At 68.8% G+C, this 18,480-nt stretch carries 19 protein-coding genes; 10 read left to right on the forward strand and 9 right to left on the reverse strand.

The window, feature by feature from the left end:
* Nucleotides 1-1,077, forward strand: coding sequence for a PadR family transcriptional regulator (locus ACZ5CR_RS12480; protein WP_468856530.1), 1,077 nt, complete (start codon nucleotides 1-3; stop codon nucleotides 1,075-1,077).
* Nucleotides 1,078-1,166: 89 nt separating this feature from the next.
* On the opposite strand, the gene ACZ5CR_RS12485 is transcribed toward ACZ5CR_RS12480, so the two are convergent.
* From ACZ5CR_RS12485 to ACZ5CR_RS12500, 4 genes are all read right to left on the reverse strand, one after another.
* A complete protein-coding gene (locus ACZ5CR_RS12485; RefSeq protein WP_468856533.1) occupies nucleotides 1,167-1,778 on the reverse strand; it encodes a Clp protease N-terminal domain-containing protein in 612 nt (203 codons plus the stop codon).
* Complete coding sequence (locus ACZ5CR_RS12490; RefSeq protein WP_160507185.1) at nucleotides 1,778-1,987, reverse strand: helix-turn-helix domain-containing protein; 210 nt, start codon at nucleotides 1,985-1,987, stop codon at nucleotides 1,778-1,780. Before ACZ5CR_RS12490 ends, ACZ5CR_RS12485 begins: the two co-directional genes overlap by 1 nt.
* A 173-nt stretch (nucleotides 1,988-2,160) precedes the next feature.
* The gene (locus ACZ5CR_RS12495) at nucleotides 2,161-3,123 is read right to left on the reverse strand and encodes a zinc-binding dehydrogenase (RefSeq protein WP_468856536.1); all 963 of its coding nucleotides are present in this window, start codon (nucleotides 3,121-3,123) and stop codon (nucleotides 2,161-2,163) included.
* A gap of 221 nt (nucleotides 3,124-3,344) precedes the next feature.
* Nucleotides 3,345-4,559 carry an NAD(P)-dependent malic enzyme gene (locus ACZ5CR_RS12500; RefSeq protein WP_468856538.1) on the reverse strand — a complete coding sequence of 405 codons (1,215 nt, stop codon included), beginning with the start codon at nucleotides 4,557-4,559 and terminating at the stop codon, nucleotides 3,345-3,347.
* 604 nt (nucleotides 4,560-5,163) lie between these two features.
* On the opposite strand from ACZ5CR_RS12500, the gene ACZ5CR_RS12505 reads away from it, so the two are divergent.
* From ACZ5CR_RS12505 to ACZ5CR_RS12515, 3 genes are read left to right on the forward strand one after another with little or no spacing between them, the layout of a single operon-like run.
* Entirely contained in the window at nucleotides 5,164-6,126 is a 963-nt protein-coding gene (locus tag ACZ5CR_RS12505) for an ABC transporter substrate-binding protein (protein WP_468856540.1), read from the forward strand.
* A 29-nt stretch (nucleotides 6,127-6,155) separates the two neighbouring features.
* Nucleotides 6,156-7,094, forward strand: a complete 939-nt coding sequence (locus tag ACZ5CR_RS12510; protein ID WP_468856542.1) for an amino acid ABC transporter permease — start codon at nucleotides 6,156-6,158, stop codon at nucleotides 7,092-7,094.
* A gap of 11 nt (nucleotides 7,095-7,105) precedes the next feature.
* Nucleotides 7,106-7,858: an amino acid ABC transporter ATP-binding protein gene (locus ACZ5CR_RS12515; protein ID WP_468856902.1), complete on the forward strand. Its 753-nt coding sequence runs from the start codon at nucleotides 7,106-7,108 to the stop codon at nucleotides 7,856-7,858.
* 139 nt (nucleotides 7,859-7,997) lie between these two features.
* Here the strand turns inward: ACZ5CR_RS12515 and ACZ5CR_RS12520 are convergent, their stop codons facing one another.
* On the reverse strand, nucleotides 7,998-8,759 hold the full coding sequence (locus tag ACZ5CR_RS12520) for a class I SAM-dependent methyltransferase (protein WP_468856545.1): 762 nt from the start codon (nucleotides 8,757-8,759) through the stop codon (nucleotides 7,998-8,000).
* Between the two features lie 104 nt (nucleotides 8,760-8,863).
* On the opposite strand from ACZ5CR_RS12520, the gene ACZ5CR_RS12525 reads away from it, so the two are divergent.
* Complete coding sequence (locus tag ACZ5CR_RS12525; RefSeq protein WP_468856547.1) at nucleotides 8,864-9,493, forward strand: CGNR zinc finger domain-containing protein; 630 nt, start codon at nucleotides 8,864-8,866, stop codon at nucleotides 9,491-9,493.
* On the opposite strand, the gene sodX is transcribed toward ACZ5CR_RS12525, so the two are convergent.
* Nucleotides 9,397-9,837, reverse strand: a complete 441-nt coding sequence (gene sodX / locus ACZ5CR_RS12530; protein ID WP_468856905.1) for a nickel-type superoxide dismutase maturation protease — start codon at nucleotides 9,835-9,837, stop codon at nucleotides 9,397-9,399. The two genes, ACZ5CR_RS12525 and sodX, sit on opposite strands and share 97 nt — an antisense overlap.
* A 145-nt stretch (nucleotides 9,838-9,982) precedes the next feature.
* On the opposite strand from sodX, the gene sodN reads away from it, so the two are divergent.
* Nucleotides 9,983-10,378 carry a superoxide dismutase, Ni gene (gene sodN, locus ACZ5CR_RS12535; RefSeq protein WP_383284241.1) on the forward strand — a complete coding sequence of 132 codons (396 nt, stop codon included), beginning with the start codon at nucleotides 9,983-9,985 and terminating at the stop codon, nucleotides 10,376-10,378.
* A gap of 114 nt (nucleotides 10,379-10,492) precedes the next feature.
* Here the strand turns inward: sodN and ACZ5CR_RS12540 are convergent, their stop codons facing one another.
* On the reverse strand, nucleotides 10,493-11,311 hold the full coding sequence (locus tag ACZ5CR_RS12540; protein ID WP_468856550.1) for a class I SAM-dependent methyltransferase: 819 nt from the start codon (nucleotides 11,309-11,311) through the stop codon (nucleotides 10,493-10,495).
* On the reverse strand, nucleotides 11,308-12,645 hold the full coding sequence (locus ACZ5CR_RS12545) for a helix-turn-helix transcriptional regulator (protein WP_468856553.1): 1,338 nt from the start codon (nucleotides 12,643-12,645) through the stop codon (nucleotides 11,308-11,310). The genes ACZ5CR_RS12540 and ACZ5CR_RS12545 overlap by 4 nt, the downstream gene beginning before the upstream one ends.
* A 104-nt stretch (nucleotides 12,646-12,749) precedes the next feature.
* Between ACZ5CR_RS12545 and ACZ5CR_RS12550 the strand changes: the two genes are divergently transcribed.
* The 4 genes from ACZ5CR_RS12550 to ACZ5CR_RS12565 all read left to right on the forward strand — a co-directional run bounded on the left by ACZ5CR_RS12550 (nucleotide 12,750) and on the right by ACZ5CR_RS12565 (nucleotide 17,441).
* Nucleotides 12,750-13,211 (forward strand): ATP-binding protein, encoded by a 462-nt coding sequence (locus ACZ5CR_RS12550; RefSeq protein WP_468856556.1) that lies wholly within the window; start codon nucleotides 12,750-12,752, stop codon nucleotides 13,209-13,211.
* Nucleotides 13,212-13,563: 352 nt separating this feature from the next.
* Nucleotides 13,564-14,679, forward strand: coding sequence for a hypothetical protein (locus ACZ5CR_RS12555; protein WP_468856559.1), 1,116 nt, complete (start codon nucleotides 13,564-13,566; stop codon nucleotides 14,677-14,679).
* Nucleotides 14,676-15,032 carry an ASCH domain-containing protein gene (locus tag ACZ5CR_RS12560; RefSeq protein ID WP_468856561.1) on the forward strand — a complete coding sequence of 119 codons (357 nt, stop codon included), beginning with the start codon at nucleotides 14,676-14,678 and terminating at the stop codon, nucleotides 15,030-15,032. Before ACZ5CR_RS12555 ends, ACZ5CR_RS12560 begins: the two co-directional genes overlap by 4 nt.
* Before the next feature lie 399 nt (nucleotides 15,033-15,431).
* A complete protein-coding gene (locus ACZ5CR_RS12565; protein WP_468856908.1) occupies nucleotides 15,432-17,441 on the forward strand; it encodes a GTP-binding protein in 2,010 nt (669 codons plus the stop codon).
* 22 nt (nucleotides 17,442-17,463) lie between these two features.
* On the opposite strand, the gene ACZ5CR_RS12570 is transcribed toward ACZ5CR_RS12565, so the two are convergent.
* Nucleotides 17,464-18,387: a sigma-70 family RNA polymerase sigma factor gene (locus ACZ5CR_RS12570; RefSeq protein ID WP_468856563.1), complete on the reverse strand. Its 924-nt coding sequence runs from the start codon at nucleotides 18,385-18,387 to the stop codon at nucleotides 17,464-17,466.
* Between the last annotated feature and the right edge of the window lie 93 nt (nucleotides 18,388-18,480).

Raw genomic sequence — 18,480 nt, forward strand, 5'->3', positions numbered from 1 at the left:
ATGGCCCCCGTGTTCGCCCACGGCCGACTGCGCCTGTATCTGCTGAAGCTCCTCGACGAGGCCCCGCGCCACGGCTATGAGGTGATCCGCCTCCTGGAGGAGCGTTTCCAGGGGCTCTACGCCCCCTCGGCGGGCACGGTCTACCCGCGCCTGGCGAAGCTGGAGGCCGAGGGCCTGGTCACGCACACCACAGAGGGCGGCCGCAAGGTGTACGCCATCACGGACGCGGGCCGCGCCGAACTGGCCGACCGCAGCGGCGAGCTGGCCGACCTGGAGCTGGAGATCCGCGACTCCGTCGCCGAGCTGGCCGCCGAGATCCGGGACGGCGTGCGGGGCGCGGCCGGTGAGCTCCGCCGCGAGATGCGGGAGGCCGCCAAGGAGGCGCGCGCGTCCGGCGGCGCGTCCGGCGCGTCCGAGGGCAGGAGCAGCGCCGGCTCCGGCAAGCCCTTCCCCGACCCCGCCGACTTCTTCGACGGCTCCTGGGGCGACAAGGAGGGCTGGCGCCAGGCCAAGGAGGAGTTCAAGCGCGCCAAGCAGGAGTGGAAGGAGCAGGCGCGACGCGCGAAGGACGAGACCCGCAGGGCCCGTGAGGACGCCCAGCGCGCTCGCCGCCAGGCCCAGGACGCGCAGGAGACCGCACGCGCCCAGGCGCAGGAGGAAGTGCAGCGCATCGCACGGCGCGTCCAGGACCAGGTGCAGGACCACTTCGCGCGGGGCGACTGGCCGACGGGGGTCCGCGAGGGGCTGACGGAACTGGCCAAGGAGTTCGGCGAGTTCGGCAAGGAGGCGGGCAAGGACTGGGGCCGCAAGGGGACGCGATCCACCACCGAGGAGCCCAAGTTCACGGGCGCCCGCGAGGACGAGGTCCCCACGGAGTACCTCCCGGACTGGGCCCAGGAGGACACCACCGGCAATCCGGCACGTGACCTGGACCGCCTCCTGGACCGCTTCCGGGACGACATCCGGGACGCGGCCCGGGACCACGGTGTGACGGAGGACCAACTCCGCGACACCCGGCGCCACTTGTCGTCGGCGGCGGCCCACATCGCCGCGACACTGCGCACGCCGAAGGCGTGACCCGGGCGCCCGACGGACCACGCGGGTCCGTCGGACCACCCGGGTCCGTCAAACCGCCCGCGCCCGTCGAACCGCCCGCGCCCGTCGGGCTAAGCGGCGCCCGCGCTGTCCGTACCGCCCACGCCACCCGTACCGCCCACGTCGCCCGCCCCGTAGAGCACCCTCTCCACCGACTCATGGGTCACCCCGTGGTCCGCGAGCACCTCGCTGACGGGGCCGGGGCAGACGGTCAGGGCGAACAGGATGTGCTCGTCGCCGATGTGCCGGTCCCGGCGGGCGGTGGCGATGCGCAGGGACTTCTCCAGGGTGTCCTTGGCCTCACGGGTGAAAGGCCGGCGCCCGGTCCAGCCGCGACCGGGCCGCCCGGCCTCGCGCCCGCCGCCCGCCAACGCGCCCACGCCATGGGCCTCCTCGACCCGGGAGACGATCTCGGACACGTCGATGCCGAGCCCGGCCAGCGCTTCCGTATCGGCCTGCGAGAGGCCCCCGCGGCGTCGCGCCTCGCCGAGCGCCTCCTCGATCGAGTCCCGGCGGCGCGTGGCCCCGAGCGAGGCCAGGGCGAAGGACGCCCGGCTCGCCTCGCGGTCGAGCAGCGCGAGCAGCATGTGCCCGTCGTCGACAGAGCCCGCACCCTCACCCTCGGCATGCTCGACCGCACCCTTGACCACGGCGCGGGCGTCCTTCGTGAACCGCTCGAACATCACTGCCTCCCGTACTTCTTGTGCACGGCCTGCCTACTGACTCCGAGCTCCGCGGCGATTCCCTGCCACGACCAGCCCTGCTGACGCGCACTGCGCACCTGCACGGCCTCCAACTGCTCCACCAGCCTCCGCAGTGCGGAGACGGCCCGCAGCCCGACTCGTGGATCGCGATCACCCGCGCGCTCGGCGAGATCCGTAGCTTCGGTCATGCATGTCAACTTACATTGACAACGGGGGCGCGTCAATCAAAGTTGACACCGAAGGGCGGCTTCAGAACTTCAGACCTCCACAGCTCCAGCCCTCCACAGCTCCACAGCTCCAGGCCTCCAGGCCTCCAGGCCTCCAGGCCTCCAGGCCTCCAGAGCTTCAGACCTCCAAAGCTTCAGACCTCCAGCACGATCTTTCCGAACTGCTCGCCGGACTCCATGCGTTCAAAGCCCTCCCGCGCCCGGTCCAGCGGAAGGACATCGTCGATGACGGGACGTACGCCCGTGGCGGCGCAGAAGGACAGCAGGTCCTCCAGTTCGTCCTTGGACCCCATCGTCGAACCGACGATCTTCAGCTCCAGGAAGAAGACCCGGGTCAGCTCCGCGTGCGAGGGACGGTCACCGCTGGTCGCACCCGAGATCACCACCGTGCCGCCCGGCTTGAGGGACTTGATGGAATGCGACCACGTCGCCGCCCCCACCGTCTCGATGACGGCGTCCACCCGCTGCGAAAGACGCGCACCGGATTCGACGGCCTCCACCGCGCCGAGTTCCAGGGCCCGCTTCCGCCTGGCCTCGTCACGGCTCGTGGCGAAGACCCGGAGCCCCGCCGCCTTGCCGAGCACGATCGCGGCCGTGGCGACGCCGCCACCGGCGCCCTGGACGAGGACGGAATCCCCGGGGCGCACACCGGCATTGGTGAAGAGCATGCGATAGGCGGTGAGCCACGCGGTCGGCAGACAGGCCGCCTCGGCGAAGGACAGCTCCGCGGGCTTCGGCAGCAGGTTCCACGTGGGCACGGAGACCTGCTCGGCGAACGTCCCCTGGTACTTCTCGGTGAGGATCGAGCGGCCCTCGCCGGGGTCGACCCCGTACCCGGTCTGGCCGACGACGGAGTGCAGGACGACCTCGTTGCCGTCCTGGTCGATGCCCGCGGCATCGCAGCCGAGGATCATCGGCAGCCTCCCCTCGGGGAGACCGACCCCGCGCAGGGACCACAGGTCGTGATGGTTGAGGGAGGCGGCCCGGACGTTCACGGTCGACCAGCCGGGCCTGGCATCGGGGGCGGGACGCTCCCCCAACTCAAGGCCACTGAGCGGCTGGTCACGGTCGATGCGGGCGGCGTAGGCGGCGAACATGAGGCGACGATAGGCCGCGGGCCTACCCGTACGTAACCACGCACGAATGTGACACGCGCCGCGCTCCACACCCACGTCCCACCACGCCCTGCCCTTGCCCTGCCCCTGCCCTGCCCCTGCCCCTGCCCCTGCCCCTGCGACGTGACACGCGCCGCGCCCCCGCCCCGTACACAACACGTGCGTACGAGACGGGGGCGTGGTCACATGGTCGAGCGCACCGCTCAGCGGCGGGCGACACCCTCCGCGCGGGCGGCAGCAGCCACCGCCGCGGTGACCGCCGGTGCGACCCTCTCGTCGAACGGCGAGGGAATCACGTAGTCGGCGGACAGCTCCTCGCCCACCACACTGGCCAGCGCCTCTGCCGCGGCGATCTTCATCGTCTCGGTGATGCGCGAGGCCCGCACCTGCAGCGCCCCCGCGAAGATGCCGGGGAAGGCGAGCACGTTGTTGATCTGGTTCGGGTAGTCCGAACGCCCCGTCGCGACGACCGCCGCGTACTTGTGGGCGATGTCCGGGTGCACCTCGGGGTTCGGGTTGGCCATGGCGAACACGAACGAGTTCGGCGCCATGGAGGCGACCGCGGGCTCGGGGACGGTGCCGCCCGAGACGCCGATGAACACGTCCGCACCAGCGAGCGCGCTCTCGAGCGAACCGCTGAGACCGGCCTTGTTGGTGATCTCCGCGAGCTCCCGCTTGACCGGCGTGAGGTCGTCCCGGTCCCGGCTCACGACGCCCTTGCGGTCCGTGACCGCCACATCGCCGAGGCCCGCCTCGAGCAGGAACTTGGCGATGGCGACACCGGCCGCGCCCGCGCCGGAGATCACGGCGCGCAGCTCGCCGAGCGTGCGCCCGGTCAGCCGCGCCGCGTTCCGCAGCGCGGCGAGCGTCACGACCGCCGTGCCGTGCTGGTCGTCGTGGAAGACGGGAATGTCGAGCCGCTCCTGGAGCTTGCGCTCGATCTCGAAGCAGCGCGGGGCCGAGATGTCCTCGAGGTTCACGCCGCCGAAGGACGGCGCGAGCCGCACGACGGTATCGACGATCTCGTCCGCGTCCGTCGTCGCGAGCGCGATCGGAACCGCGTCCACGCCGCCGAACTGCTTGAACAGGATGGCCTTGCCCTCCATCACGGGGAGGGAGGCCTCGGGACCGATGTCACCGAGACCGAGCACGGCCGTGCCGTCGGTGACCACGGCCACGACGTTCGACTTCCATGTGTAGTCGTTCACCAGCTCCGGCTGCTCGGCGATCGCGGTGCACACTTTCGCGACGCCGGGCGTGTACGCCAGGGACAGGTCGTCCTTGTCCCGCACCGGCACAGTGGCCTCAATGGCCATCTTGCCGCCACGGTGCAGCGCGAACGCCGGATCGAAGGGCTCTTCAGCGCCTTCGTGACCCGTATTGCTGTCGCTGCGAGGATTGACGATCTCCGCTGCCACTTGTCTTACCCCTTAAGTCTTAAATCATCAGTTGAGGGTGTCCACTCCTGGTTGAGAAGTGGGCGGGCACCGCGCCTGTGCCCCGCCTGTCGGCGGAGGGAGGTACAGACACGCGAGCGCGCCGCACACGCGCTCTGGGCCCCGGATGAGGGGTGTAACGCACCTTTCTACCTGACGGTGCCGGGGACGGGCGAGTGGGATTGGTTACCTGAGGTGCCCCTGGTCCTTGTAGTGATTCCACAAGAACGGAGCGGTCGCCCCACGAGAACGGACGACGGCGTCACGAGAACGGACGGCGGCGTCACAAGAACGAACGACGGCCCCATGCCCGGAATTTCCGAAGAGCGCACGCCTGCGGTCCACATCGCGAGATTGACCCAAGATTCACGGAAGATCTCATATAGCGGTACTTCGTTCCCCGCCGGTACGGCCCGGTTGTCCCGACCTGTCTGGGTTCCGTGATGACCCGTTATCCGATTTTGACATCTCCGGCACCCAGAATCGGACGGACCAAATGGCAAGATGCCGTCATCACACGAGGTCGCGACACCCGAAGGTGTGTGCACGACCACTCGGCAACTCCCTCATCCGCCGGAGGACCCTCATGACCGCACGCTCCATCTGTCGTACCACCGCAGGCAAGTCCGCGAAGTCCCGGACGGCCACGGTCGGCGCGATCGCGGTCGCCGGCGCGCTGCTGCTGTCCGGTTGCGGCGACCAGACCAAGAGCAAGGACGAAGGCGGCGAGAAGGTGAGCAACGCGCCGCTCGCCGACAAGCTCCCCAAGGACATCCGTGACGCCGGAGTCATCAAGGTCGGTTCCGACATCGCCTACCCGCCCGTCGAGTTCAAGGACAAGTCCGGCAAGACGGTCGGCATCGACCCCGACCTCGGCGAAGCGCTCGGCAAGCAGCTCGGCGTGGAGTTCCAGTTCGACAACGGCACCTTCGACACCCTCCTCGGCGGCCTGCGCTCCAAGCGCTACGACCTCGCGATGTCGGCCATGACCGACACCAAGAACCGCCAGGAAGGCGTCGACGAGGAGACCGGCAAGAAGATCGGCACCGGCGTCGACTTCGTCGACTACTTCACGGCGGGCGTCTCGATCTACACCAAGAAGGGCGACGACCAGGGCATCAAGACCTGGGCGGACCTCTGCGGCAAGAAGATCGTCGTCCAGCGCGGCACCGTCTCGCACGACCTGGCCAAGGCCGAGTCGAAGAAGTGCAAGAGCGGCAAGAAGATCGCCATCGAGTCCTTCGACAACGACCAGCAGGCCCAGACCCGACTGCGCTCCGGCGGCGCGGACGCGGGCTCGTCGGACTTCCCGGTCGCGGCGTACGCGGTGAAGACCTCCGGCGGCGGCAAGGACTTCGAGCTGGTCGGTGAGCAGGTCGAGGCTGCTCCGTACGGCATCGCGATCTCCAAGAAGAACGCCGAGCTGCGTGACGCGATCAAGGCCGCGCTCGACGCCATCATCAAGAACGGCGAGTACGACAAGATCATCTCGAAGTGGGGCGTCGAGGACGGCGCAGTCAAGGAAGCCAAGATCAACGGCGGCAAGTGACCGCGACTCGTCGCTGAAAGGCCACTCCTGTGACTACCGACATCTCCAAGAAGGGCCCGGAGGACACACCCCCGTCCTCCCGCCCTGAGGCCATCAAGGCCATCCCCGTCCGGCACTACGGCCGGTACGTCGCCGCGATCCTCGCCATCGGCGCGCTCGCCGCGATCGTCTACGCGTTCTCCCAGGGCGACATCAACTGGAACGCGATTCCGGACAACTTCTTCGACGACCGCATCCTGCGGGGCGTCAGGGAGACCCTGATCCTGACTGCCCTCTCGATGCTCATCGGCGTGGTCGGCGGCGTCCTGCTCTCCGTGATGCGGATGTCGAAGAACCCGGTGACGTCGTCGATCGCCTGGTTCTACATCTGGTTCTTCCGGGGTACGCCGGTCCTGGTCCAGCTCTTCGTCTGGTTCAACCTCGGTTTCGTCTTCGACTACGTGAACCTCGGCCCCGTCTACAAGGACGAGTGGTCGGACTTCATGACGCCGTTCCTGACGGCGCTGCTCGGCCTGGGTCTCAACGAGGCCGCGTACATGGCGGAGATCTGCCGCGCCGGCCTGCTCTCGGTCGACGAGGGCCAGACCGAGGCGTCGCACGCGCTCGGCATGAGCCACGGCAAGACGCTGCGCCGGATCGTGCTTCCGCAGGCGATGCGCGTGGTCGTGCCGCCGACGGGCAACGAAGTCATCAACATGCTGAAGACGACCTCGCTGGTCGCGGCCGTCCAGTACTACGAACTCCTGCGGTACGCCCAGGACATCGGCACCTCGTCCGGCGCGACGGTGGAGACCCTGCTGCTGGCCGCGTGCTGGTACCTGATCATGACGTCGATCCTCAGCGTCGGCCAGTACTACCTGGAGCGCTACTACGCGCGCGGTTCGTCGCGCACCCTGCCCGACACTCCGTTCCAGAAGATCAAGGCCAACATGCTGTCGCTCGGCAACCGCGCGGGAGGTGTGCGCTGATGACCACCGCCATGGTGAAGTCCGAGGGCGTTCACAAGTCCTTCGGCAACGTCGAAGTCCTCAAGGGCATCGACCTGGAGGTCAAGTCGGGCGAGGTCTTCTGCCTCATCGGCCCGTCCGGCTCCGGAAAGTCGACGTTCCTGCGCTGCATCAACCACCTGGAGAAGATCAACGCCGGGCGGCTCTACGTCGACGGCGAGCTGGTGGGCTACCGGCAGAAGGGGGACAAGCTGTACGAGCTCAAGGACAGCGAAGTCGCCCTCAAGCGCCGGGACATCGGCATGGTCTTCCAGCGCTTCAACCTCTTCCCGCACCTGACGGCCCTTGAGAACGTCATGGAGGCGCCGGTCCAGGTCAAGGGCGAGACGAAGACGGCGGCGAAGGCGCGCGCCGGGCAGCTTCTGGAGCGCGTCGGCCTGGCCGACAAGGCGAAGAGCTACCCCTCGCAGCTCTCGGGCGGCCAGCAGCAGCGTGTGGCCATCGCCCGCGCGCTCGCGATGGACCCGAAGCTGATGCTCTTCGACGAGCCGACGTCGGCGCTCGACCCGGAACTGGTCGGCGATGTCCTCGACGTCATGCGCGACCTCGCGGAGTCCGGCATGACGATGATCGTCGTCACGCACGAGATGGGCTTCGCGCGCGAGGTGGGCGACAGCCTGGTCTTCATGGACGAGGGCGTGGTGGTCGAGTCGGGCCACCCGCGCGAGGTCCTGACGAATCCGCAGCAGGAGCGGACGCAGTCGTTCCTGTCGAAGGTGCTGTAACGCGGACATGACAGGAGGGGCGGTACGGGTCTTGGACCCGTACCGCCCCTTTCGCGTCTAGGCGCTGCTTGAGTACGTACTACTCGCCTACGCGCGACTGGAGTGCGCGGTACTTGAGTGCGAGCTGCTTGCGAGCGCGCTACTTGAGGCCAAGCACCATCGCGTCCGAAGGCGACGACCACACCGTCCGCGCCTCACCGAAGCCCGCGTCGCGCAGCGTCCGCGCGTGCCACTCGGGCGGCGGGGTGTCGCCGTCCGCGTGCTCGCCGTAGATCTCGAAACGCTTGGCGGTGGGCCCGGCGAGGACCGGATCCTTGGCGGCGAGCTGCCACCAGTCCCTCCAGTCCAGGGCGCCGTCGGCCTTGGCCTGATCCATGCGGGCGTGCCGCTGGGCCCGGTCGGCCTCGTTCAGGCGGGGCGTCGCGGGGTCGGGCATGTGGTCGGCGTTCAGGAAGACGCCACCGTCCCGTACGACTCCGGCGAGCTGGCCGTAGAGGGTGGTGAGGGGGTCGCTGTGCAGCCAGTGCAGGGCGGTGGCGGTCAGAACGGCGTCGTACGAGTCGTACGGGAGCTGCGCCGTCCACTCAGGGTCCTTGAGGTCGGCGGTGACGAACGTGACCCGGTCGTCCCCGGCGAAAGTGCCCTCGGCGATGGCGAGGAGCGCGGGGTCGAGGTCGACGCCCGTGCTGACCGCGTTCGGGAACCTCTTGAGCAGCCGGTCCGTAATACTCCCCGTACCGCACGCGAGGTCGAGGACACGCGGCTCGGGGCCGACGACGGCTTCGACCATGTCCAGCATGACGCGGAACCGCTCCTCGCGGTCGGGCAGATACCACTCCTGCTGCCGGTCCCAGCTGTCCTGCCAGGCCCGCCAGTCGGTTCCGGACACCGTTTCCGTCATCAGAAGACCTCCCGTACGTAATACGCTCTCGTAATACCCTCGAAGTACGCGCAACCGTTACTCACGCACCTGACGAAGATAGCCCGCCCCGGTAAGGACTACAAGTGGAACTGGCCTATTACTCAGACTATGCAGTGCGTCTGGTCAACAGCGAGGAGCCGGGTCGCAACAAGGACACGCTGACGTCGGTCGATGCGGTCCGTGAGCTGTTCGGAGGCAGTTCCCAGGCGGCGCGTCGGGCCACGGACGCCGACGTCACCCGCTTCCGCTCGGTGCGGGCCCGGCTCAGGGCGGTCTTCGAGGCGGCCGACGGCGGCGACGAGACCCTGGCGGTCGACCTGCTGAACTCGCTGCTCATGGAGTTCCCGGTCAGCCCGCAGATCTCGGGGCACGGCGATCACGACGCCGAGGGGAAGCCGATGTGGCACATGCACTTGGCGGACCACCCGTCGAACGCGACCTCCGGGTACGCCGCGATCTCCGCGATGGGCCTCGCCTTCCACCTCACCGAGCACGGCGTCAACCGCCTCGGTCTGTGCGAGGCCGCGCCCTGCCGCAACGCCTATCTCGACACGTCGACAAACCGTTCCCGGCGCTACTGCTCGGACCGCTGCGCGACCCGCGCCAATGTCGCCGCCTACCGCGCCCGCAAGCGCTTGGAGACGGACCGGTCCGCCAGCACGGGCCGCGCGGCCGAGACGGCCCAGCGCAGCAGCGCGAACGGCGAGCGCTGACCGGGCGTGAACCGGGGCGGGCGGTAGCGGAACCAGACCTTCCCCAGGACGAGTTCCCCGGGCACCGTGCCGTAGTCCGTGCTGTCCCCTCCCGCGTAGGCGTTGTCCCCGAGCACCCACCAGCCGCCGTCGCGCCGCCCGGCGGCACGCTTGACGACCAACAGGTCCTGCTGGAACGGATGGCGGAGCACCACCACGTCACCCGGTCGGACCCGTGCGCCCCACTGCACCACCAGACGGTCCCCGTGGTACAGCGTGGGCACCATCGACGGGCCGGTCACCTCGGCCGCGCCCAACGGCAAGATGGCCCTTCTCCGTTCGCTCTCCTGCGACAGCTCCGGCATCACCGGCACCTCCCCGGTCCTATCCTCCACGAGTCCCAGTCTGGCCCTGGACTTTTGACCTAAGCCCATGGGGGCACTCGCGAAAACACGTCTCTCACGGAGTAATGTCCCACCTGAGAAGACGATCACGAGGAAGGACCGCTACATGCTTTCCCGCCTGTTCGCCCCCAAGGTAACGGTCAGCGCCCACTGTGACCTGCCCTGCGGCGTGTACGACCCGGCCCAGGCCCGCATCGAGGCGGAGTCGGTCAAGGCCGTCCAGGAGAAGATGGCCGCCAACGACGACGCGCAGTTCCAGACGCGCGCCATCGGCATCAAGGAGCAGCGCGCGGAGCTCGCCAAGCACCACGTGTCCGTGCTCTGGAGCGACTACTTCAAGCCCCCGCACTTCGAGAAGTACCCGGAGCTGCACCAGCTGGTCAACGACACCCTCAAGGCCCTCTCGGCCGCCAAGGGCTCGTCGGACCCGGCCACGGGCCAGAAGGCGCTGGACCTGATCGCCCGGATCGACGAGATCTTCTGGGAGACCAAGAAGGCCTGATCTCCGGCTGGGCGATCTGACCTGCGGTTTCGCTAGTCAGATCGCCCACCTGTCCGCACCCGGTCCGCAGGCCGCCGAGCACGGCGTCCATGACGGACCGGGTGCGGTCTTCTCTCAGCGACGGCAGACGAGGACGCCGCCGAGGCACGTGATTTCGAAGGTCCCGTGTTGGGCGATGTGATCAACGAGGATGGTGCGTGCCCGCTCGATCGTGGCCTCGAAGGGCACGTCGTGCTGGTCCGCCCAGGCCCGGTAGGAAGCCATATGCGCGATGACCGGCTCAGGATCGTCGACGGTGATGGTGCCGGGCAGTTCCATCCTCTCCACCCGCCCGAATTCCTCACCCAGGAAGGCCGGGGCCTTCTCCAGGGAGAAGCGGGCGCTGAGCGATATACGGGCCGGACCGCGTCCGATGCCGAGAACGTCGCCCGCAGCCCGCTGCCACAGGTCGTCGAGTTCCGCCTTGTCCCGGTCGCTGTTGGTGGAGGCGACCACCAGCCCGTCACCGGTGACAACGCGGGACAGTTCCCTGACCGCCCGTGGGATGTCAGAGACGTGGTAGAGCATGTGCAGCGCCAGGGCGGCGTCGACGCTCCCGGTCTCCAGCGGCAGGCGGGTGGCGTCCGCCACGGCAACCGGGCCGGGGACGTCGGCGAGGATGCCGGGGGCGATGTCCAGACCCAACAGGGCCAGATCGGGACGGTCCTCACGCAGCCGCTGGACGAACTTGCCGTTGCCGCAACCGACATCGACCACATGCCCGTGCACACCGCTCAGCTTCTCGGCGACGATGCCGGGCAGGTCGTAACGAGGCGCCTGCCACTGGTAGAGCGACTGGCGAGCGGCGAGATCCCGGTCGCTGCTGTAGGCGCTTCCCGCGAGGCGGCTCCGGTCGGTGACGGCGGCGGCGTGTGCGGCGGACAGTTCGGTCACGTCGGCAGCTCCGTGCTAGGGGCGGCGGGTGAGGCCGCGAGGACGGCCGTGTGGTGGAGTCGTTCACGCAGGTGTGCCGCCTGCGCGGCTCCACCGTACTGCGGCCCGCTCAGCTCCCGGCCCAGAGCGATGAGCCTGCGCACGATGCTGGCCGACATACGCTCCGGCGAGGAGTCGAGGACGAAGGCGAGCACCGCCTCTGTGCCGTCCAGATCACCCAGGAGCAGGTGGCCGCGGGCGAGATCGACATGGGCGGCGAACAGGTCACCCACCGATTGGTCGTCGTCCTCGGCGCTGCGGTAGAGCCGGATCGCGGTTTCCGCGCTGACGATGGCTTGCTGGACGTGCTCCCGCCCGCCCACCGCCAGGTAGCTCGTACCGGCGTACGTGAACTGCTTGGCAGCCGGGAAAGCGAAGACGCCTGACACCTCATCGAGACCCACCATCGCCTCGCGAGAGCGCTCGGCATCCGCCAGCGCGGCCACTACACCCACCCGGTCTCCCACTATGGCCAGCGCCCGCGCCTCCAGGCTCGCCAAACGAGCCCCGATGCTCCCGCCCGCCCGGTGCTGACGACCCGCCTGCGCCAGCCACGCCGCCTGCTCGTACCGCCCAGTCCAGTAGGCGATCAAGGACTCAACGGCTCGCACCCAGGCCAACATCCCTTCGTGGCCGGCGGCCTCGGCGCACGCCCGGGCAGTGCGAGCGTGTGTGGCCGCGGAGTCGTAGTCACCCAGGTCCAGGCACACATGAGCGGTCAGGCCGCACAGGCGGGAGGCCGCGACATACAAGTCAGTGGTCTGCCGAGGATGCTGCCGCCCGCGCAACAGCTCGAACACTCCGTTCCGCAACCGCTTGATCTCGACATACAGTTCCAGCAGCGGGTGACTGACGTAGCTACGGGCGAGCCGAGCGACATCGGCCTCCAACTGCTCTACGACGAACTCGTCGGCGTTGCGCTGCGCGATGAACCGGGCGAACTCCGCCGAGACCACCGCATCCACCGACACAGCCCCCACCACGGTGCGCGGACGCGCCATAGGCTGGGCGGGCAGCGTCTGTTGCGTATCTTCCGGGCCGCCGCCGTTCCGCCGACTCTTGCTGGCCACAACCGCTCGGTCGAGTTCCGTGACTTCGACACCGAACACCTGAGCCAGGTATGTGCGCGTGTACGGCACCGGGATGCGTACCTCGCGCTCGTAGCGCCCGATCTCTTTGCCAGTCTTGGTGGCGCGCCCCTCGATGGCGTTGAACTCGTCGGCCACACGTTGCTGAGACCAGCCACGCTCGGTACGCAGCCTGACGAGCAGCGCACCGATCCCCGTGTCGCTCATCCCCTCTCCCCGCAGCACGTGAAGTCTGGCCCCCATAGTGGCCCCTGACATGGCCCCCGTGCTGGCTCCCGACCCAAACGAGCGACAGCGGTTGGCTGTTGGCCATGCCCAGCAGACTGCCCGGCGAGCCGAACACCCTCGCACCGGACCAAGCCCTCGACGGCGCCGTCGAGCACGAATCGATGCTCTTCGACCGACGCCGGACCACACCAGGCGCCGCCCGCTCCTTCGTCGCCGAGACCCTTACCCAATGGGGTCGGACCGAACGTCTCGACGACATCCAGCTGTGCACCTCCGAACTCGCCACCAACGCCGTCCTGCACGGATCCCCTGCAAGCGGTCAGATCCTCGTACGCGTCGAACTGCACGCCACCGTGCTGCGCATCGGAGTGCACGACGGCGGCAACGGCACACCCACCAAGCGAGAGGCGCGGAGCACTGACGCCGAAGGCCGCGGCCTGCTCCTCGTATCCGCAGTGGCCGACCACTGGGGCGTGGAGGAACGCCATGGCCCCGGCAAGTGCGTCTGGGCGGCTTTCCACCACAGCACAGTGCCGACATGCTGACGCCGCCCATCATCGAGCAACGCATGCGCGCGGTCGCCGAAACCCTGCACCTCGCCCCGCCACCGCACCTCCGCCGGACATCGGGCCACGCCTCCGCCAGATCACCCCGACCGAGGTGGCCCTGCGCTTCGACGGCACCCCCTACCGAAGACGGATCCCCGCGGCCGCCCCTGGACCCTGCTCCTCGGCCGAGGGACCCCGGTAGCCCTTTTCCAGGGGCTCGACCCGCTCTCCCGCAGTGCCACGCCAGCAGAGGTCGACACCTACCCGGACCGCTCCATGCCCCGCCAGCGCCTCCTCTTCGGCCACACCCGAACCGAATGAACCTCAACCCACCCCAGGGGGACATCCCATGACGACCCACCCCGTTTCACCGAACACCGTCCTGGCCAACGCCCTCCACCATGCCGAGGACGTCCTGACCCCACGCATCCTGGCCACCCAGCCCCAGCGGATCGTGCTGGTCGTCGGCACCCAGATCAACGGCGCCCCGCACATCGGCACCTCGCTCGTCCAGTCACTCTCCTTCGCCATGGCCGCCCGCCTGCGTGACCGCTTCGGCGTCCCGACCGAGGTGCTGTTCAGTGCCCTAGACAACGCTCCCTACGACCTCACCACCGACCCGGTCAGCGGGCACCGCTACCAGCGCGCCTACGCCCAAGCCCTCGGCGACCGGGCCCTGACCGACCTCGTCGCCGCCCTGTACCAACCCCTGTTCACGGCTCTCTCCCGGCGCCTGGGGATCCCACACCGCATCGAGACCTACACCCACCAGCAGGCGAGCGAGCACTTCCGACGCACCTGGCTACGGCTCCTGCCCCGACTCGACACCGCCCGCTGGTGGCTCGCCCCCTCCACCGGCACTCCACACCTGCGTGTCCCCTGCCCGCACCCCGGCTGCGGCTGGGCCGAGAAGCACGCCGAGCGCACACGCGTCCAACTCACCGACCGCGAGGCCGCGCAAGTGACTACCGTATGCCTCCATCACGGCCCCTATCAGGCGACCATCACCCCCACCGCAGGCGCCTACCTGGACCTGGCCACTCTGTACCGCAACGCGGTCAAGGAACTCGCCCTGTCCAACCTTCACGGCACGCTGCACGTCATGGTCAAGGGCGGCGACTGGGTCTTCGGCTCCCACCTGGTCGACGAGGCCCTCCAAGCCGTCGGCCTCACCCGCGGACAGCTCCCGGCCCGCCTGTTCTGCCCCCAGGTCGTCACCGACACCGGCGCCAAGTTGTCCAAGTCGCTGATCCGCGAGGATCGCGCTTCTTTACCTGAGGGCGCGGCTGGCTGGATGCTCGATACCCGGCAGTGGCCCGGCACCATCGCCGAGTACACCGAGCAACTGCTGGCTATGACCGCTACGTTGCTGTCCGACCCCCGCCACTTCTTCCGCTCGTACTCGGCCGCCGAGATCGGCCGCATGATGACCGCACCGGCCCCCAGGAGCGTTCCCGCCCCATGACCGACACCACCGCCCGCGTCCACGAGCTCAACCTGTATCGCCAGTACTTCGACCTCGTCGCCGCGGGCACGAAGACCATCGAGGTGCGGGTGAAATACCCGCACCTCGGCGACCTCGCCCCAGGGGACACCATCCGCTTCCGGGTCAAAGGCACCGACGAGACCTGTGAGGTGAACGTTAAGCGCGTTGCCGAGTACCCCAGCTTCGAGGCTCTGCTCGACGGCGAGGGGCCGCCGAACGTCAACCCAACAGCCACGCGCGAGAAGCAGTTGGCCAACATCCGCGCTATCTACTCTCCTGAGAAGGAAGCCCTCGGCGCCCTCGCTATCGAGATCCAGCTATCGCGCTCATAGAGGTAGGACCGGGGCAGTACCACCGCTGCGGGCGCGAAGCGCGTCCAGAAGACCGCACCCGGCCCGCAGGGCGCCCCATACGGCGCCCATGACGGACCGGGTGCGGTCTTCGTTTCCGGGCCTCAAGTGGCTCTCCTGCTGAAGCTCAGCCGCTGGTCTTGGTGGCCCAGACGACGGAGCCCTGGTGGTGGAGGCGACAGCCCATAAATCAGTTGCCGCCCCGCACCACCCCCTGCTGCACTTGCCGTGCACCACCACCTGCCAGGCCCCTTCACCTGCCAGCCCCCTCACCTCCTCAAGGAGACGCAATGCGCCGTTTGTTCATGTCCAGCCAGAAGGGAATTGCCATCAACCCAGAGGACATGACACTCAGTGCATACGTCGAGCACGTACAACACCCTGAATTTGGGGATCCTGGCGCATGTTGACGCCGGTAAGACCAGCCTGACCGAGCGGCTTCTGCATGCTGCCGGGGTCATCGACGAGGTCGGTCGCGTCGATGCGGGGAACACCCAGACCGATTCGCTCGCCCTGGAGCGGCAGCGCGGAATCACGATCAAATCCGCCGTCGTCTCCTTCGCCGTGGACGACGTCACCGTCAATCTCATCGACACCCCCGGCCACCCGGACTTCATCGCCGAGGTGGAACGGGTTCTGAGCGTGCTCGACGGCGCCGTACTCGTCATTTCCGCGGTCGAAGGCGTCCAGGCGCAGACCCGCGTACTCATGAGGACGCTGAGGCGGCTCCGCATTCCCACGATCGTCTTCGTGAACAAGATCGACCGACGCGGCGCCCGATACGAGGATCTGCTGCGCGGCATCGCGGAGCGGCTCGTCCCGGGGAGCCCGGGCATCGTGCCCATGGGGACGGTCCGCGGCATCGGCGGCCGCGACGGGGCCTTCGTGCCCTTCGCCGCCGGCGACCCCGCCTTCACCGACCGCCTCGTCGACGTACTCGCCGCGCATGACGACGCCCTGCTCTCCTCGTACGTCGACGACGAGGCAGGCCTCTCCTACCGGCGGCTCCGCGCCGAACTCGGCACGCAGACCAAGCAGGCCCTGGTCCACCCGGTGTTCTTCGGTTCGGCCGCCACCGGCGCGGGCATCGGCGCACTCATGGCGGGCATCAGGGAGTTGCTGCCCTCCGAGGACGGTGGCCCGCGTGCCGACGATCCCGTGTCCGGCACCGTCTTCAAGGTCGAGCGCGGTGATGCCGGGGAGAAGATCGCGTACGTACGGATGTTCGCGGGGACGGTCCGCACGCGGGACCTGCTGCCGTTCGGCGGCGGGCGCGAGGGCAAGGTCACCGCGGTCAGCGTCTTCGACCGCGGGTCCGCCGCCTCGCGCGAGGGGGTCCGTGCGGGGCAGATCGGGAAGTTGTGGGGGCTCGGCGATGTCCGGATCGGCGATGTCCTTGGCGTACCGCGCGCGGAAGGCGGAGAGGGCGGTACGGGTCAGCACTTCTTCTCGCCGCCCACCCTGGAGACCGTCGTCGTCCCCACCCGCCCCGGCGACAAAGGCGCGCTGCATCTCGCGCTCGCCCAGCTCGCCGAGCAGGACCCGCTGATCAATCTGCGGCAGGACGACCTCCGCCAGGAGGTGTACGTATCGCTCTACGGCGAGGTCCAGAAGGAAGTCATCCAGGCGACCCTCCTCGATGAGTACGGTATCGACGTCGCGTTCCGCGAGACCACCACCATCTGCGTGGAGCGCGTGACGGGAAGCGGATCCGCGTACGAGATCATCGACAAGGACGACAACCCCTTCCTGGCCACCGTCGGGCTGCGCGTCGATCCCGGACCGCCGGATTCCGGCGTGGAGTTCCGTCTGGAGATCGAACTCGGTTCGATGCCGTACGCGTTCTTCCGTGCCGTCGAGGAGACCGTGCGTCAGACGCTGCTCCAGGGGGTCCACGGGTGGGAGGTCAGTGACTGCGTCGTCACCATGACGCACTCCGGTTACTGGCCGCGCCAGAGCCACGCGCACGGCACCTTCGACAAGAGCATGTCGAGCACGGCAGGGGACTTCCGACAGCTGACCCCGCTGGTCCTGCTGAGCGCGCTGCGCCGGGCGGGCACCGAGGTGCACGAGCCGCTGCACCGCTTCTGGCTCAGCGTCCCTGACGACGTGTTCGGGCAGCTGCTGCCCGCGCTCTCACGGCTGCGGGCGGTGCCGCACACCCAGCTGGCGCGCGGCACCTCGTACGTCGTCGAGGGCGAGATCCCCGCCGCCCGCGTGCACGAGCTGGAGCAGCTGCTGCCCTCGCTGACACGCGGCGAGGGCGAGCTGGAGTCCGCCTTCGAGCGGTACCAGTCGGTCCGGGGCGAGGCCCCGGACAGGCCGCGCACCGACCGCAATCCGCTCTGCCGCAAGGAGTATCTGCGGGAGGTGGCGGGTGTCCGGCGGTGAGGTGCTTTCGACCGACGCCGTGTCAGTCGCGGACCTCGGGGAGGCCGAGGGCGCGCATGCGGGCGGGGTCCACGAGGATGTTGAGTTCTACGATCCTGCCGTTCGAGATCGTGAACTCCATGACCGAGACGACCTGACCGTCCGGCACTCCGATCGCGCCGATACGGCCGTTGATGAACGCGAGCTCGATGGCCGGCGCCCCCTTCGAGAACATCGCGGCCTGCCCGGCCACCACCGCCGCGCCGCGCACCAGCTTCGAGAGCCCGGAGGCCAGTTCGCCGGTGTCGGCCCGCAGCACCACATCCGGGTCCAGCAGTTCGAGCAGCGCGTCGAAGTCGCCGCCCCGCGCGGCGGCGAGGAAGGCGCCGACGACTTCACGCTGACGTACGGGGTCGTTGTCGGGCGTGGGCGCCGAGCCCTGCACCCGGCGGCGGGCCCGGCTCGCCAGCTGCCGGGTCGCGGCCGGGGTGCGCTCCACGATGGGGGCGATCTCGTCGAAGGGCACGGCGAACATGTCGTGCAGCACGAAGGCGAGGCGTTCGGCGGGCGCAAGCGCCTCGAGCACGACGAGGAGCGCGAGCCCGACCGAGTCGGCGAGCAGCACCTCCTGCTCGGGGTCGACCACGTCTCCCCGGCTCACCACGGGGTCCGGCACATGTGTGTCCACCGAGAACGTCAGGGAGTCCTCGCGGCGCGACTGTCTCGTACGCAGCATGTCGAGGCAGATCCGGCCGACGACGGTCGTCAGCCAGCCTCCCAGATTCGCCACCTCAGTGGTGTCGGAGCGGCTGAGCCTGATCCAGGACTCCTGGACCGCGTCGTCGGACTCGCTGAGCGAGCCGAGCATGCGGTAGGCGACGGCCTTCAGGTGCGGGCGGTGCTCCTCGAAGCGGGCCGCCAGCTCATCGTCGTCGTTCCGGTTCGCCGGTGCTCCGTTACCGTCCATCTGTCACGTTCCCCCGTCGCGATACGTCGTTGAAGTGACGCACAGTTCGGCGCACTTGGAGGAAACAGTAATGAACACGCACTCCACACCGAC

This window comes from Streptomyces sp. NPDC031274 (assembly GCF_055570235.1).